11 protein-coding genes are annotated in these 16,921 nt (G+C 67.8%); 8 read left to right on the forward strand and 3 right to left on the reverse strand.

The window, feature by feature from the left end:
• Positions 1 to 11 precede the first annotated feature (11 nt).
• Entirely contained in the window at positions 12 to 1,202 is a 1,191-nt protein-coding gene (locus IMW82_RS00895) for an efflux RND transporter periplasmic adaptor subunit (protein ID WP_211003611.1), read from the reverse strand.
• Positions 1,203 to 1,721: 519 nt separating this feature from the next.
• Here IMW82_RS00895 and IMW82_RS00900 point away from each other — a divergent pair.
• The 3 genes from IMW82_RS00900 (at position 1,722) to IMW82_RS00910 (ending at position 8,542) form a co-directional block, all read left to right on the forward strand.
• Entirely contained in the window at positions 1,722 to 6,647 is a 4,926-nt protein-coding gene (locus tag IMW82_RS00900) for an NAD-glutamate dehydrogenase domain-containing protein (RefSeq protein WP_211003612.1), read from the forward strand.
• A gap of 136 nt (positions 6,648 to 6,783) precedes the next feature.
• Positions 6,784 to 7,545: an NAD kinase gene (locus IMW82_RS00905; protein WP_108471497.1), complete on the forward strand. Its 762-nt coding sequence runs from the start codon at positions 6,784 to 6,786 to the stop codon at positions 7,543 to 7,545.
• A gap of 61 nt (positions 7,546 to 7,606) precedes the next feature.
• Positions 7,607 to 8,542: a 5'-nucleotidase gene (locus tag IMW82_RS00910; RefSeq protein WP_211003613.1), complete on the forward strand. Its 936-nt coding sequence runs from the start codon at positions 7,607 to 7,609 to the stop codon at positions 8,540 to 8,542.
• Between the two features lie 19 nt (positions 8,543 to 8,561).
• Here the strand turns inward: IMW82_RS00910 and IMW82_RS00915 are convergent, their stop codons facing one another.
• A complete protein-coding gene (locus tag IMW82_RS00915) occupies positions 8,562 to 9,437 on the reverse strand; it encodes a DMT family transporter (protein ID WP_211003614.1) in 876 nt (291 codons plus the stop codon).
• Positions 9,438 to 9,603: 166 nt separating this feature from the next.
• Between IMW82_RS00915 and IMW82_RS00920 the strand changes: the two genes are divergently transcribed.
• The 5 genes from IMW82_RS00920 to IMW82_RS00940 all read left to right on the forward strand — a co-directional run bounded on the left by IMW82_RS00920 (position 9,604) and on the right by IMW82_RS00940 (position 14,788).
• Complete coding sequence (locus IMW82_RS00920) at positions 9,604 to 10,773, forward strand: acyl-CoA dehydrogenase family protein (protein ID WP_211003615.1); 1,170 nt, start codon at positions 9,604 to 9,606, stop codon at positions 10,771 to 10,773.
• 82 nt (positions 10,774 to 10,855) lie between these two features.
• Entirely contained in the window at positions 10,856 to 11,398 is a 543-nt protein-coding gene (locus IMW82_RS00925) for a GNAT family N-acetyltransferase (protein WP_211004282.1), read from the forward strand.
• On the forward strand, positions 11,395 to 11,877 hold the full coding sequence (locus tag IMW82_RS00930; protein WP_211003616.1) for a hypothetical protein: 483 nt from the start codon (positions 11,395 to 11,397) through the stop codon (positions 11,875 to 11,877). Before IMW82_RS00925 ends, IMW82_RS00930 begins: the two co-directional genes overlap by 4 nt.
• Positions 11,874 to 12,491 carry a glutathione S-transferase family protein gene (locus tag IMW82_RS00935; RefSeq protein ID WP_211003617.1) on the forward strand — a complete coding sequence of 206 codons (618 nt, stop codon included), beginning with the start codon at positions 11,874 to 11,876 and terminating at the stop codon, positions 12,489 to 12,491. The genes IMW82_RS00930 and IMW82_RS00935 overlap by 4 nt, the downstream gene beginning before the upstream one ends.
• A 26-nt stretch (positions 12,492 to 12,517) precedes the next feature.
• On the forward strand, positions 12,518 to 14,788 hold the full coding sequence (locus IMW82_RS00940; RefSeq protein WP_211003618.1) for a thiamine pyrophosphate-dependent enzyme: 2,271 nt from the start codon (positions 12,518 to 12,520) through the stop codon (positions 14,786 to 14,788).
• Between the two features lie 30 nt (positions 14,789 to 14,818).
• On the opposite strand, the gene IMW82_RS00945 is transcribed toward IMW82_RS00940, so the two are convergent.
• The gene (locus IMW82_RS00945; RefSeq protein ID WP_244754127.1) at positions 14,819 to 16,543 is read right to left on the reverse strand and encodes a diguanylate cyclase; all 1,725 of its coding nucleotides are present in this window, start codon (positions 16,541 to 16,543) and stop codon (positions 14,819 to 14,821) included.
• Positions 16,544 to 16,921 lie beyond the last annotated feature (378 nt).

Raw genomic sequence — 16,921 nt, forward strand, 5'->3', positions numbered from 1 at the left:
TCTTCGCTCCGTTACTTGCCGCTCGGGGCGGTGCCCGGCGCGTTGGTGGCGGAGGTCCCGTTGGCGGGTGCGGGCTTCCACGGGCTGGGCTTGGCCGGCGCGCCGTCCTTCACCTTCTGCAACCCGGACACGATGAGCTGGTCGCCGGCGGCGAGGCCGTCGCTGACGATCCAGTTGCCGTCGCGCATGTCGGTGGTGGTGACGTTCTTGCGCTTGACGTTGCCGTCCTTGCCGATCGTCATCACGTAGGTGCCGCCGGTGTCGCGTTGCACCGCCTGCTGCGGAACGACGAACACCTTGTGCTGCTGGCCGAGGTTGGCTTTCAGCGTCACGTACATGCCCGGCAGCAGGCCGTGTTTCGGGTTCGGCACCACCGCACGCAGATTGACCGAGCCGGTGGCCGGATTGACCGCGATGTCGGAGAAGTCCAGCACGCCTGGCTCGCCGTAGGCGCTGCCGTCGGGCAGGGTGATCTGCACGCTGGCCTTGTCCTGTTCGGCCAGGGTGACGTTGCCGCTGCTCTGCGCGCGGCGCATCTGCTCCAGTGAATCCACGCTCATGGTGAAGTTCACGTACATCGGGTCGATCTGGTCGACCGTGGTGAGCAGGGTGGCCTCGCCATTGCCGACCAGCGCGCCCTCGGTGACCTGCTGCTGGCCGGCGCGGCCAGCGATCGGCGCGCTGACGCTGGCGTAGCCGAGGTTGATGCGCGCGGTCTGCACGTTCGCCTGCGCAGCCTGCACCGCGGCGGCGGCGCTGCGCTCGGCGGCCAGGGCGTTGTCCAGGTCCGACTTGGACACGTAGCCCTTGGGCGCCAGCTCGCGCACGCGCGCGGCGGTGATCTTGTTGTTGGTGTATGTGGCCTGGGCCTGGGCCAGCGAGGCCTGGGCCGCGTTCAGCGTGGCCTTCAGCGGGGCCGGGTCGATCTGGAACAGCAACTGGCCCTGCTTGACGTTGGTGCCTTCGTCGTAGGCGCGCTTGAGCAACACGCCGGCCACGCGAGCGCGCACATCGGCGCTGCGGTAGGCCGACAACCGGCCGACCAGGTCCCTGGTCAGCGGCGAGCTTTGCGGCTGCACCTGGATCACGCCGACTTCCGGAGGCGGCATCTGCGGCGGCCCCTGCTCCTTGCCTTTGCCGCAGGCGGCCAGCGCCAGCAGGCTCAGGCATAACAAGGGTGTGCTCAGTGATGAGGACTTCATGGGAGCTCCAGGACTTGCTTGAACGGGGAAGGGATGACGCCGAAGCGCACTGCAGCGTTGCCGCGGTCGGGATACTGCATCGTGCTTCGTGTGTCTTGTGCCAAAGGCTGGCCCGGTTGCCGACGGTCGCGGCCCGAGACCACGTCACCGCTCCGCGAAGCACCATGCCAAGCGGGTTGCGGATCAGACTATACCGACCAGTTTACATTTTGTGGGTTTCGCAAATCTAGTCATTGACAAGCGGCATGGTGATCTGGACACGTGCCGCCCTCCGCCATCGATCTGGCGCGTGCAGAACCTGCGTCGGACATCGCCGGCATCCGGAGTTTCCCGCGGTGCGTCGTGCGTCATGCAGCGCGCTGCACCTTGCCGAAAATCCGTCGCGACCGGCATGGAACCATGCGTGCGGGCATGGTTCCGCGCGGGCTGCGCGGCTGGATTCGCCTTCCTTCGCGGCGTATCCTTCCAAGGCTTTTTACCTGCCTCACCCATCATCGTCTCCACCAATCAGAAGATGCCATGAATGCGACCCCTGCGGCGAACGATTCTTCCCTTCCGTCGGTAGTACTTGCAGAGCTGAAAAAGGGCGGTTTTTCGCCCGAGCGCCTGAACGAGGCGCAGGTTTTCTGCGAGGCTTTCTTTGCACGTATCGGGGGCGGCGACGCGCATCTGCACACACCGGTGCAATGGGCGGCGCTGGTCGGCAGCCTGCTCGAGTTCATGCAGCAACGCCGCAGCGGTCATGCCAGCGTGCGCGTGCTGAGTGCAGCGGACGTGCATGCCGGTCGCAGCCTGCTGCAGATCGTCACCGACGACATGCCGTTCCTGGTCGACACGGTCAGCATGATCGTCTCGACGAAGCTGCAGATCCATGCGGTGATCCATCCGGTGCTGATGGTGGCGCGCGACGCCTCCGGCAAGCTGCTGGGCCTCGCCGGCAACGCCGGCAGCGCCGAATCGCTGATGCATTTCGAGATCGACCGGGTGGCCGACGCGGCCGAGCAGGCGCAGCTGGAAGCGCAGGTCGCCGCTGCGCTGGACGATGTGCGCGCGGCGGTGGGCGACTGGTCGGTGATGCGCGACAAGGCGCTGGCGATCGCCAACGAACTGCCACATCGCAAGCTGCCGCTGGACGCGGCCTCGGTGCAGGAAGCCAGCGAGTTCATGCGCTGGATCGCGGCCGACAACTTCACTTTCCTCGGCTACCGCGAATACGAAGTCGCCGACGCCGATGGTGACCGCGTGCTGCGTGCAGTCGATGCATCCGGCCTGGGCATCCTGCGCAAGAGCGAGCGCTCGATGGCACCGCGCTCGCTGCGCACGCTCGCCGCCAGTGAACTGCCGCAATCCGGTGCCACCGACGCGATTATCCTGACCAAGACCAACGCGCGCTCGCAGGTGCATCGCACCGGCTACATGGATTACATCGGCGTGCTGCAGTTCGGCGCCGACGGCCGCGCCGTGGCCGAGCAGCGTTTCCTGGGCCTGTTCTCCTCCAACGCCTACATGGCTCGCCCGCAGGAAGTGCCGCTGGTGCGGCAAAAGGTGGAGGCCGTGCTGGCGCGCTCGGGCCTCAAGCGCGACTCGTATTCCGGCAAGTCGCTGCGCAACGTGCTGGAAACGCTGCCGCGTGAGGAGCTGCTGCAGAGTACCGGGGACGAGCTGTTCGCCACCGCGATGGGCATCCTCGAACTGCGCCAGCGCGCACGCACGCGGCTGTTCATGCGCCGCGACCGCTACGGCCGTTTCTTCACCTGCATGGTGTTCGTGCCGCGCGACCGCTTCAACACCTCGGTGCGCGAGCGCATCGAGGCGCTGCTGGGCACGGCGCTGCACGCCGAGGAGAGCGATTCCTCGGTGCAGATGGGCGAGGCCGCGCTGGCGCGGCTGACCATCGTGCTGCGGCCGAAGATCGGCGACCAGCCGTCTTACGACCTGGCCGAATTGGAGCAGGGCGTGGCCGGCATCGTGCGCAACTGGCACGACGAGGTGCGCGACGCGCTGGTGCGCCTGCGCGGCGAGCATGAGGGCGTGGTGCTGGCCAACCGTTATGCGCGTGCGCTGCCGGCCGGCTACGTCGAGGACGTGAGCCCGGCGGTGGCCGCCGAGGACGTGCACCAGCTGTCGCAGCTGGCTGGCGACAACGCGCTGCGGATGTCGTTCTACCACCCGCCGAAGGCGCCGGAGACGCTGCGCTTCAAGGTCTATCGTTCCGGCGGCGACATCGCGCTGTCCGAGGTGCTGCCGCAGCTGGAGAACCTCGGCCTGCGCGTGCTCACCGAGCATGTCTACGACATTCCCGGCGAGGCGCCGCTGTCGATCCAGGATTTCGAGGTGCAGCCGGTCGGCCAGCTCACCTTCAGCGTGGAGCAGGTCGGCGCGCTGTTCGAAGATGCGTTCGAGCAGATCTGGCGCGGCAACGCCGAGAACGACGGCTTCAACCGGCTGGTGCTGGGCGCCAAGCTGAGCTGGCGCCAGGTGGCGATGCTGCGCGGCTACTGCAAGTACCTGCTGCAGACCGGCGCCACCTTCTCGCAGTCGTACATGGAAGAAACCCTGGGCCGCTATCCGGCGATCGCCGGCTTGCTGGTGGAACTGTTCCTGGCCAAGTTCGACCCGCGCCGCGAGGTGCTTTCCGCCGACGAGCTGAAGGCCGCCGGCGCGACCCTGGCTGCCGAGATGCTGGCGCTGATCCCGGCCAACGTGCAGGCTGCGCAGCCTGGCCTGATCGCCGACCTGGGCGCGGCGCTGGCGAAGCCGCGCGACGAGCAGATCCAGGCCGTGGAGCACGCGATCGGCATCCTGCTGGAGAACGTGGCCAGCCTCGACGAGGACCGCATCCTGCGCGGCTTCGTGAAGCTGATCCGCGCCACCCTGCGCACCAGCTTCTTCCAGCAGTGGAACGGCGCGTACCGCGACTACATCAGCTACAAGCTCGACTCGCACATGCTGCCCGACCTGCCCAAGCCGGTGCCGTACCGCGAGATCTGGGTATGCGCCCCGCGCGTCGAGGGCATCCACCTGCGCTTTGGCGCGGTGGCGCGCGGCGGCCTGCGCTGGTCCGACCGGCGCGAGGATTTCCGCACCGAGGTGCTGGGCCTGGTCAAGGCGCAGATGGTCAAGAACACGGTCATCGTGCCGGTCGGTTCCAAGGGCGGCTTCTTCGTCAAGAAGGCGCCGGTCGGCGGTGACCGCGATGCGCAGCTGGCCGAGGGCATCGCCTGCTACCGCCTGTTCATCAACGGCCTGCTCGACATCACCGACAACCTGGTCGACGGCAAGGTGGTGCACCCGCACGACGTGGTGCGCCACGACGCGGACGACCCCTACCTGGTGGTGGCCGCCGACAAGGGCACCGCCACCTTCTCCGACATCGCCAATGCGATCTCGATCGAGCACAACTACTGGCTCGGCGACGCGTTCGCTTCCGGCGGTTCGCACGGCTACGACCACAAGGGCATGGGCATCACTGCCAAGGGTGCGTGGGAGTCGGTCAAGCGCCACTTCCGCTCGCTCAATCGCGACAGCCAGAGCCAGGACTTCACCTGCGTGGGTATCGGCGACATGTCCGGCGACGTGTTCGGCAACGGCATGCTGCTGTCCGAACACATCCGGCTGGTGGCCGCATTCGACCATCGCCACGTGTTCCTCGACCCGAACCCGGATGCGGCGCGCACCTTCATCGAGCGCCAGCGCATGTTCAAGGTGCCGCGCTCGAGCTGGGACGACTACGACAAGTCGCTGATCTCCGCCGGCGGCGGCGTGTATCCGCGCAGCGCCAAGTCGATCCCGGTCTCGCCGGAAGTGCGCGCGGTGCTGGGCCTGAAGCCCGACGTCGAGCACCTGGCGCCGACCGAGCTGCTCAGCGCGATCCTGAAGGCGCCGGTGGACCTGATCTTCAACGGCGGCATCGGCACCTACATCAAGTCGTCCGCCGAAACGCATGCCGACGTGGGCGACCGCGCCAACAACGCGCTGCGCATCAACGGCGCCGACGTGCGCGCGAAGATCATCGGCGAGGGCGGCAACCTGGGCATGACCCAGAAGGGCCGCATCGAGGCGGCGCAGCACGGCGTGCTGCTGAACACCGACTTCATCGACAACTCCGCCGGCGTGGACACCTCCGACCATGAGGTGAACATCAAGATCCTGCTCAACGACGCCGTGCAGCGCGGTGAGCTGAGCTTCGACGCGCGCAACACCCAGCTCGCCGCGATGACCGACGAGGTGGGCCAGCTGGTGCTGTGGGACAACTACCGGCAGAACCAGGCGATCACCCTGATGGAGCAGCAGTCGGTTGGTCGCATCGGTTCGATGGCGCACTTCATCCGCACGCTGGAGGCCGAGGGCACACTCGATCGCCAGGTCGAGAACCTGCCCAGCGAGGCCGAGCTGACCGAGCGCAAGAGCCGCGGGCTGGGCCTGACCCGGCCGGAGCTGGCGGTGCTGCTGTCCTACGACAAGATCCGCCTGTTCCAGCAACTGCTGGATTCGGACGTGCCGGAAGACCCGTACCTGTCGAAGGAACTGGTGCGCTACTTCCCCACGCCGCTGCACGAGAAGTACGCCACGCACATGCAGCGCCACCGGCTGAAGCGCGAGATCATCGCCACCGCGGTGACCAACTCCACGATCAACCGCATGGGCGCCACCTTCATGATGCGCATGCAGGAGGACACCGGACAGGGCCCGGCGGCGATCGCCAAGGCCTACACCGCGGCACGCGAGATCCTCGAAGCGCGCGAACTGTGGGCACAGATCGAGGCGCTGGACGCCAAGGTCGCCGAGGACACCCAGATCGACGCGATCAAGCAGATCTGGTCGCTGCTGCGGCACCTGACCCGCTGGCTGCTGAACCGTCCGGGTGGTTCGCTGGACATCGCCGCCAACGTCGAACGCTACCAGGCTGGCGTGTCGACCCTGCGCAAGGCGTTGCCGGAGGTATTGACGCCGACCGGCAAGGGCGATTTCTCCTCCAGCCAGGAGAAGTGGGCAGGCCTGGGCCTGCCGGCGGAACTGGCGCTGCGGATGGCCCGCATGCCGGAGCTGCGCGCCGCACTGGACATGGTCGAGGTGAGCCAGCTGAGCGGCCAGCCGATCGAGAAGGTCGCCGGCGTGTTCTTCGAACTGGGCGAGGCGCTGGACCTGGAATGGCTGCGCGACCAGATCGAGGCACTGCCGGTGGAAGGCCACTGGCATGCGCAGGCCCGCGGTTCGCTGCTGGATGAGCTCAACCACCAGCACCGGGCGCTGGCGCAGCAGGTGCTGAGCCTCGGTGGCGGCAGCAAGGATGTCTCGCCGGTGCAGGCGTGGCTGCAGCGTGACGATGCCACGCTGCAGTACACCCGCGGCATGCTGGCCGAGATCCTCACCCAGAACGCCGACTACCCGATCGCCTCGGTTGCGGTGCGGCGGCTGGCGCAGCTGGCGCAGGTACCAGTCTGAGCCTGCGGCGAGGCGTTTCCGCGGCGTGACCCTACATCCGCCCTCCTGCGTGCCGGGAGGGCGGATACATGCCGAGTAGGGCGCAGCCATCGCTCTGTCGTACTCTTGGCGCGTCTTCCGCCAACCGGGGTTTCCGATGCGCTTTGCCTTCGTCGCCAGTGAGGTCAGCGTCGCGCAGCAGGCCTGGCGCAGGTTGGTGGAACGCTACGGCGATGTGCCGCCGGAGCAGGCCGAGCTGATCGTGGCGCTGGGTGGCGACGGCTTCATGCTGCGCACCCTGCACGCGTACCACGCGCTGGAACTGCCGGTGTACGGCATGAAGCTGGGCCGGGTCGGTTTCCTGATGAACAAGCACAAGCTCGACGGACTGCCGGAGCGGATCGCGCGCGCGCATGCGGCGACACTGTTCCCGCTGCAGATGGAGGTCACCGACGTGGCCGGCAACCAGCACAGCGCGCTGGCTTTCAACGAGGTCTCGCTGTTGCGCCAGAGCAACCAGGCCGCCCACCTGGAGGTGCAACTGAACGACACCGTGAAGCTGCCGAACCTGGTCTGCGACGGCATCATGGTGGCTACGCCTGCCGGCTCCACCGCCTACAACCTGTCCGCACATGGGCCGATCCTGCCGCTGGACGCGAATGTGCTGGCGCTCACCCCGATCAGCCCGTTCCGCCCGCGCCGCTGGCGCGGCGCGATCCTGCCGCATCGCACCGAGGTGATCCTGCGCGTGCTCGACCCGGGCAAGCGCCCGGTCAGCGCCACCGCCGATTTCCATGAGGTACGCGACGTGCGCACGGTGGCGATCCGTCAGTCCGGCGGTCAGGGCGTGCGGCTGCTGTTCGATCCCGAGCACAACCTGGAGCAGCGCATCCTCGACGAGCAGTTCGCGGCGGAATGAATCTGGCTGCGTGCTAGATTGACCGGTAGCGACCTTTCGCCGACAACTTCCGCCCTGTCCCGTGAACACGTCTGTTTCGTCTCCGGATGTCCATGATCCCGCTGCCGTCGGCGACAACCGGCTCGTGGTCGCGATCTCCTCGCGCGCGCTGTTCGACCTCGGCGACAGCCACGCGCTGTTCGAACGCGAGGGCCTCGATGCCTACCGCTCGTTCCAGATCAAGCACGAGGATGAGATCCTGCAGCCCGGCGTGGCCTTTCCGCTGGTGCAGAAGCTGCTCGGGCTGAACAAGCTGGCCGGCGACGTGCCGCCGGTGGAGGTGATCCTGCTGTCGCGCAATTCCGGCGACACCGGGCTGCGCATCTTCAACGCGATCCAGCACTACGGCCTGGAGATCAGCCGCGCTGCGTTCACCAGCGGCGCGCCCACCTCCGATTACATTGCGCCGTTCCGGGCCGACCTGTTCCTCTCCGCCAACGCTGAGGACGTCGGCCGCGCGCTGGCCGCCGGCGTGGCCGCGGCCACCATCCTGCCCAGCATTGCGCCACCGCGCATGAGCGAGCAGTTGCGTATCGCCTTCGACGGCGACGCCGTGATCTTCGGCGACGAGGGCGAGCGCGTCTCGCGCGAGGAAGGACTGGAGGCCTTCCACCGCAACGAGACCGAGCATGCCGCCGAGCCGCTGTCGGTTGGCCCGTTCCGCGGCTTCCTCACCGCGCTGCATCATCTGCAAACGGCGTTCCCGGCGGAGGACTCGCCGATCCGCACCGCGCTGGTCACCGCCCGTTCCGCCCCCGCGCACAAGCGGGTGATCCTCACCCTGCGCAAGTGGGGCGTGCGCATCGATGAGGCGCTGTTCCTCGGCGGCCGCGACAAGGGTCCGTTCCTCGATGCGTTCGGCGCGGACATCTTCTTCGACGATTCGCCGGCCAACGTGGAGTCCGCGCGCAAGCACGTGGCGACCGGGCATGTGCCGCATGGGGTCAGCAACCGCTGAGTCGGCGCGGGCCGGGTGGTCAGATCATCCGGATCCGCTTCCACCAGTGCGTCACCTGTTCCTCGCGCACGAAGGTGAACAACCCGGCGCCGAGGATGATTGCGATGCCGATCGCCATCGGCCAGTCCAGCGGGTCGTGGAACAGCACATAACCGAACAGCACGGCCCACAGCATCTGGCTGTACTGGGTCGGCGCGACGTGGTTGGCGGGCGCCTTCTGCGTGGCCAGCATCAGCAGCACGGAGCCGAGCGCGGCGAGCAGGCCGTAGCCGAGCAGGAGCAGCCACTGGTCGAAATCCGGCCAGCGGAAATTGGCCAGCATCATCAGCCCGGCGACCAGCATCGAGCCGATCATGCCGGCGCCGTACAGCGTCACCCGCTTCTCGTGCGCGCCGGACAGGCGCAGCGCGATCATCGAGACGGCACCGGAAAGCCCGCACACGGTGGCTGCCAGGTGGCCGATGCCGAGCGCGCGAAAGCCGGGCCGCAGCACCACCAGCACGCCGATGAAGCCGGCCACCACGGCTGACCAGCGGCGCCAGCCGACGTGCTCCTTCAGCACCAGCACCGACAGGATGGTGACGAAGATCGGCAGCAGGAAGATCAGCACGAACGCCTCTGCCATCGGCAGCGCGGTGAAGGCGATCACCGCCGCGATGCTGCCCACCGCGCTGGCGGCGGCACGCACCAGCCACAGGCCCTGGCGCTGCGCCAGCACTACGTCGCGCCAGCGGGCGTCGGCACCCTTGATGAATGGCAGCGCGGTCAGGCCCAGCGCGGCACCGAAGAAAACCGCCTCGTACGCCGGCAGCGAGCCGCGCAGCGACTTCACGAACGCATCGCTGATGGCGAACGCGGCGAAGGCCATGAAGCCGAGCAGGACACCTTTGAACATGGGGTTTCCGTGGAAAAGCCTGAAGCGGGGGACGAGAGCGGAAGATGGGGCCGGGCAAGGCGAGGCCCAACGCGGGCCGTACGCGTCCGTCGGGTAGACGGCGGACTGTGCGGCTACTTGGCACGCGCTACAATACCGGCTTTTACGCGCCCTCTCCGGAGCTTCCATGGCTGTCAGTCTGAATCCGCTCGATCTGTACGACGTCCGCTCGCTGCTCACCGACGAGGAGCGCATGGTGCAGGACACCGTCGGTCGCTTCGTCGACGAGCGCGTGCTGCCGATCATCGGCGACTGCTTCGACCAGGGCCGTTTCCCGAAGGAACTGGTGCCCGAGATCGCCAGCCTCGGCCTGCTCGGCGCCACCATTCCCGAGAAGTACGGTTGCGCCGGCATGAACGGCGTGAGCTACGGCCTGATCTGCCAGGAGCTGGAGCGCGGCGACTCGGGCCTGCGCAGCTTCGCCTCGGTGCAGAGCTCGCTGTGCATGTACCCGATCTACGCCTACGGCAGCGAGGAGCAGAAGCTGCACTACCTGCCGCAGATGGCGGCGGGCGAGGTGATCGGCTGCTTCGGCCTGACCGAGCCGCACGGCGGCTCCGATCCGGCCAACATGAAGACGAACGCGAAGAAGGACGGCGGCGACTGGGTCATCAACGGCGCCAAGATGTGGATCACCAACGGCAACCTGGCGCACATCGCGATCGTGTGGGCGCAGACCGCGGACGGCATCCAGGGCTTCATCGTGCCCACCGACACCAAGGGCTTCACCGCACAGGAAGTGCACAAGAAGATGAGCCTGCGCGCCTCGGTCACCAGCGCGCTGTTCTTCGACAACGTGCGCGTGCCGGACAGTGCACGGCTGCCGAACGTGAAGGGCCTCAAGGGTCCGCTGGGCTGCCTGACCCAGGCGCGCTACGGCATTACCTGGGGCCCGATCGGCGCGGCGCAGGCGTGCCTGAAGGAAGTGCTCGACTACACCGCCGAGCGCATCCTGTTCGGCCGCCCGCTGGCCTCGAACCAGGCGATCCAGCTGAAGCTGGCCGACATGGCCCGGCGCATCACCACCGCCCAGTTGCTGTCGCTGCAGCTCGGCCGGCTGAAGGACGCCGGCAAGATGCAGCCGACCCAGGTCTCGCTGGCCAAGTGGAACAACTGCCGCATGGCGATCGACATCGCGCGCCAGTGCCGCGACATCCTCGGCGGCGCCGGCATCACCACCGAGCACGGCGCGATCCGCCATGCGTTGAATCTGGAATCGGTGATCACCTACGAGGGCACCGAGACCGTGCACGAGCTGGTGGTGGGCCGCGAGCTGACCGGCATCAACGCGTTCTGAGAGGCATCATTCCCGCCTTGGCGGGAGTGACGCTCAGAGAGCCCATGCCATCGGCGGGAGCAGCGACTTGAGTAGCCAGGCATTGAACGTCTCGGATCTTCGCATCGAAACCGATCGACTGATCCTGCGTCCGCCGCGCATCGAGGACTTCGACGCCTACGCGGCCAACATGGCCGACGCCGAGGCTGCCCGCTTCATCGGCGGGCAGCAGGCGCGCGCCGCCGCGTGGCGCGGTTTCCTGTCGCTGGCCGGGGCGTGGTCGATCCAGGGTTTCGCGATGTTCTCGGTGATCGAGAAAAGCAGCGGCCAGTGGGTCGGTCGGCTCGGCCCCTGGCATCCGGTCGACTGGCCAGGCACCGAGGTGGGCTGGGGCCTGGCGCGCGACGCGTGGGGCAAGGGTTATGCGCTGGAAGGCTGTGTCGCCGCGATCGACTGGACGTTCGATCAGCTGGGCTGGAGCGAGATGATCCATTCGATCCATCCGGACAACCACGCCTCACAGGTGCTGGCGCAGCGGCTGGGTTCGACCTGCCGCGGCCCGGGCAAGCTGCCCGCGCCGTACGAGGATTCCCCCACCGAGATCTGGGTGCAGACGCGCGAACAGTGGCGCCGGCGTCGCGCATGAGCCACCTCTCGCCCGCGCTATACGCCACCCTGGCCGAGATCGTGCCCGAGCTGCACGTGCATTGCGTCGATCCGTGGTGCCTGATCGGCAGCGCCGCGGCGCTGCTGCTCGGCGCGCAGACCAGCGCCGCGGATGTGGACGTGCTGACCTCGCGCGCCGACGCCGAGGTATTGATGGCGCATTGGGCGCCGCAGCGCGAGCCCGCATTCACGCCGCCGGACGCCGACCGCTTCCGTTCGCACTTTGCCCGCTTCCGCTTCCCCGGCGCGCCGGTCGAGGTGATGGGTGGGCTTGAGCTTCATGCCGACGATCGTTGGCAGCCGGTGCTGCCGGGGAAACTCGTGCTGGCCGGTGTGAATGGCCTGGCCGTGCCGGTGCCGTCGGTCGAAGACCAGATCCGGCTTTGCGAAAGCTTCGGGCGTCCCAAGGATCTGCAGCGCGCCGCGCTGCTGAAACAGCTGGGTGGGGAAATGCCATGATCACCATCTACGGCATGCGCGCTTCCGGCAACTGCTACAAGCTGCAATTGCTGCTGGACCAGCTGGGCCGTGACTACCGCTGGGTCGACGTGGACAGTGCCGGTGGCGAGACGCGCACGCCGGCCTACTTGGCGAAGAACCCGAACGGCAAGGTGCCGCTGCTGGAACTGGAGGACGGCCGCCGGCTGGCCGAGTCCGACGCGATCCTGTGCTATCTCGCCGAAGGCAGCGCCTTTTGGCCGAATGGATCCGGGCCCGAGGATGCCTGGCTGCGCGCGCAGACGCTGCAGTGGCTGTTCTTCGAGCAGTACAGCCACGAGCCGTGCATCGCGGTGGCGCGCTTCATCCGCGGCTGGCTGCCGCCCGACCATCCGCGCCAGGCCGAGATTCCGGCGCTGCTGCAGAAGGGCGCGCAGGTGCTGGCGGTGATGGAGCAACACCTGGCCGGGCACGACTGGTTCGTGGGCGAGTGCTACGGCATCGCCGACATCGCGCTGTACGCGTACACCCATTGCGCCGGCGACGGCGGCTTCGAGCTGTCTGCCTTCCCGAACATCCGTGACTGGCTGGCCCGCGTGCGTGCCCAGCCCGGCCACACCCCGATGCAACATTGACCCCTGCCACCTTGCCGAAGACCGCCATGTCCATTCCGTTCTCCCTCAGCGCCCGCCACAAGGGCTTCAACCGTGCCGAGATCGTCGACCAGAACTTCATCGAGTTCGTGCAGCTGTGGCAGGGCGACGTGCGCGCCGCGCCGCGCGACGGCGAGGCGGTGCTGCCGGACAGCGCGCTGGACGCGCGCGGTTTCCGCGAGCTGCTGGAATCGCAACTGATCTCGCGCCACCTCGACCTGATGGCACGCGTGCTGCGCGTGCAGAACAAGGTGTTCTACACGATCGGCTCCAGCGGCCACGAGGGCAACGCGATGGTGGCGCGACTGACCCGCCACACCGATCCGGCCTTCCTGCACTACCGCTCCGGCGGTTTCATGGCCGAACGTTTCCGCAAGATCCCGGGCATGGACCCGGTGATGGATTCGGCGCTGAGCTTCGCCGCCAGCAAGGACGACCCGGCCTCCGGCGGCCGCCACAAGGTGTGGGGCAGCAAGCCGTTGTGGGTGCTGCCGCAGACCTCGACGATCGCCTCGCACCTGCCCAAGGCGCTGGGCACCGCGGTGGCGATCGAGCAGGCGCGGCGCATCGGCCATCAGCTGCCGATTCCCGATGACAGCATCACGATCTGCTCGTTCGGCGACGCCTCCAGCAACCACGCCACCGCGCAGACCGCGTTCAACACCGCGGCGTGGACGGCGTACCAGAAGCTGCCCGCGCCCGTGCTGTTCGTGTGCGAGGACAACGGCATCGGCATCTCGGTGAAGACGCCGACCGGCTGGGTCGCCAACAACTACCAGCATCGCGCCAACCTCGACTACTTTTTCGCCGACGGTCTGGATCTCGCCGAAGGCTATGCCCAGGTGCAGCGCGCGGTGGAGCATTGCCGCACGACGCGCCGGCCGACCTTCCTGCATCTCAAGACCACTCGCGTGATGGGCCATGCCGGCACCGACTTCGAGATCGAGTGGCGCAGCATCGAGGAACTCTTTGCGGTCGAATGCTCCGATCCGTTGCTGCGCTCGGCCGAGATTGCGCTGGCGTCGGGCCTGTATTCGAAGGACACGCTGCTGAAGCTGTACGAAGCCACCCGCAAGCGCTGCTTCGCGGCCGCGGAGGATGCGGATTCACGCCATCGGCTGACCTCGCTGGAAGACGTGATGAAGCCGCTGGCGCCATACACGCCGGCCGCGGTGAAAGCCGAGGCCACGCGCGCCGATTACGCGGAAAAGCGTCTGGCCGTGTTCGGCGGCGAGGCGAAGCTGCCGGAAAAACTGCCGCCGCGGCATCTGGCCATCCAGATCGGCCAGGCTTTGCACGACCTGCTGGCGAAGTATCCGGAGGCGCTGCTGTTCGGCGAGGACGTGGCGCAGAAGGGCGGCGTGTATACCGTCACCAAGGGACTCAACAAGACCTTCAAGGGCAGCCGCGTGTTCAACACGCTGCTAGATGAAACGATGATCCTGGGCCTGGCCCAGGGCTACGCCAACATGGGCATGCTGCCGATCCCGGAGATCCAGTACCTGGCGTACTTCCACAACGCCTGCGACCAGATCCGCGGCGAGGCGGCATCGCTGCAGTTTTTCTCCAACGGCCAGTACCGCAATCCGATGGTGATGCGGGTGGCTTCGCTGGGTTACCAGAAAGGCTTCGGCGGCCACTTCCACAACGACAACTCGATCACCGCGCTGCGCGACATTCCCGGCCTGGTGGTCGGCTGCCCCAGCCGCGGCGACGACGCGGCGATGATGCTGCGCACGCTGATGGCGCTGGCGAAGGTCGACGGCCGCGTGTGCGCCTTCCTCGAACCGATCGCGTTGTACATGACCAAGGATCTGTACGAGGCCGGCGACGGCCAGTGGCAGTTCGACTACCCGGCGCCGGACCAGGCGATGACGCTGGGCGAGGGCCGTATCTACCATGAGGCAGCCAACGACCTGGTGGTGTTCACCTTCGGCAACGGCGTGCCGATGGCGCTGCGTGCGACGCGCACGATCGAAAAGGAACTGGGCTGGCAGGTGCGCGTGGTCGACCTGCGCTGGCTGGCGCCGCTCAACGACGCCTTCATCGCGGCGCAGGCACGGACGGCCAAACGCATTCTCGTACTGGACGAAGGCCGCAAGAGCGCGGGCGTGGGCGAGGGCGTGATCACCGCGATCGTTGAAGGCGGCTGCGGCGCCACGCCGCTGCACCGTGTGGTCGGCGCCGACACCTTCACCCCGCTGGCCGGAGCGGCACTGCTGGTGCTGCCGGGCGAGGCCGACGTGGTGGCTGTGGCACGCGGGCTGGCGGCAGGCTGAACGCGGCCGGCTTCAGCGCCGGCCCTTGTCTCAGCGCTTGTGCTTCTCCACCACGTGCAGGTGCGGGCCGGTGCGCGGGGTCAGGCTGTCGGCGTGCAGGCAGACCCGGTTGCGGCCGCCGAGCTTGGCGTCGTACATCGCCTGGTCGGCGCGATCCACCAGCGATTCCACGTCGTCGCCTTCCCGGCGCATGGCAATGCCGATGCTGATGCTGAGCAGCAGCGATTCCTCGCTGATGGGTATCTCCAGCCGGTGCACGCGCCGGCACAGGCGGGTCGCCACCTGCATGGCCAGCTGCGCCGGGGTGCCGTCGAGCAGGGCGACGAACTCCTCACCGCCGTAGCGGCCGAGCAGGTCGGTGGGGCGCAGTTCGGCGGCCAGTGCCTTGGCCACGGCGACCAGTGCGCGGTCGCCGGCGTTGTGGCCCTGGCGATCGTTCAGCAGCTTGAAATGATCGAGGTCGAGGAACAGCAGCGCGACCGGTCGCGGCGGCCCGCTCGACAGCAGGGCACTGGCGCGCTCGCTCCAGGCGCGGCGGTTGAACACGTTGGTGAGCGCGTCATGGTCGGCCAGCACCCGCACGATGTCGCGGTCATGGCGCAGCCGGAGCGCACGGTCAGCCAGGCCGATCGACAGCACCACCGCCTCGAACGCGCCGCCGACCAGGCTGGCGTCGTTGAGCCAGTCCAGTTGCGGCAGCGCGCCGCCGACCTGGGCGCTGGTTAGTGCGGTGAGCAGCAGCAGCGGCGTCCAGCCGGCCAGGAAAAACCACGCCTGGCGCGAACCGCGCGCCGCGGCGACGAGGGCGGCTGCCAGCAGCAGCAGGGCACCGATCATCAGCAGCGGGTTGAGCAGGAGCTGGGCCACTTCGACCAGCAACGGGATCCGGCTGCAACGCATCAGCACCAGCTGGATCATGCCAACCGCCAGCGCCATGATCGGCACCCGCAACAACGGGGCGTAACGCTTCAACTCGCAGAACCGCATCATGAACAGCGAGGCGAACGCGACCGACAGCGCCACGGCGGCCGAACCGGCCAGCAAGGCCATGCCCGACAGCCACTGCCACTCCATCGGATGGAACACGAAGCCGGTCTGGATGCCCTGGATCAGCGCGTAGCAGAGCACGTAGCCGGCGTACCACGCGTAGGTGACGTCGCGCAGCATCAGCGCGAAGCACAATGCCATCAGCACCATCGCCAGCATCACCGCGAAGCAGGCGCTGGCCAGCACCAGCCATTGCGCGTCGTTCCGCGCGTACTCGTTCCAGGGTTCCAGGTGGAAGCGCACCGGCGCGCTGAGCGTCTGCGCCGGCTCGAACTTCAGCAGGATCGGCGCCGACGCGGCCATGCCGGCCGGCAGCTGCCAGGCCAGCCGACCGTGGCCGTGGAGCGAATCGCCGAAGTCGTCCAGCGCCAGTGTCTGTGGCCGGCCGCCGTCGAAGGTGGTGACCGCGCCCAGCGTGGGCGGGTAGATGGTCAGTACCCGCGTGCTGTTGTCCCAGGGTGGTTGAGCCGTGATCACCACCCAGCTGCCGGTGCGGCCCTGTGGAAAGCGTTGCAGCAGGGACGGGTCGAAACTTTTCAGCAGGCCGGCGTGGTACTCGTCCAGCACGGTTTGCGGGGTGTCGCCGGCATGCACCTCGCGCCAGGCGCCGTTCAACGGCGTGGCGGCATGGGCCACGCCCAGCCAGAGCCACAGCAGGCCGAGCACGAGGCCGCGCCAGGACCGCCCCGGGCGTGTCGACGTCGGCATTGTGGTCAGCCTTTCCATTTGCCTCTCCCGCCCTGCGAATGTTTCGCAGGGCTACGTATGGCAATGCACTTGCTGGTCGCCCGTGGCTTACGCAACCCGGCATGTTCCGGAGCGCCGATGGCCACGTTCGCCCTGCTGTTCCGATACACGACGGTGAGGGTGGCGACGCTCGAACGTGCATCATCCTTCGTCGTTGTGTCATGCACGTGCCGTGCCATGGTACGCGCCCCGCGGCAAACCCATTGGCGGCGTCCGGGTTGCCGGCGATCGACGCGAGGCAGGAGGCGGCCGAAGTGGTTCAATCCGGACGCGCAGGGTCATCCCTGGCGGCATCGGGGCATTGTGCGGAGCGGGGGCGCCGCCGGCCAGTGACTATTG

Source organism: Rhodanobacter sp. B2A1Ga4 (assembly GCF_018101315.1).
Taxonomy (GTDB): Bacteria; Pseudomonadota; Gammaproteobacteria; order Xanthomonadales; family Rhodanobacteraceae; genus Rhodanobacter; species Rhodanobacter thiooxydans_A.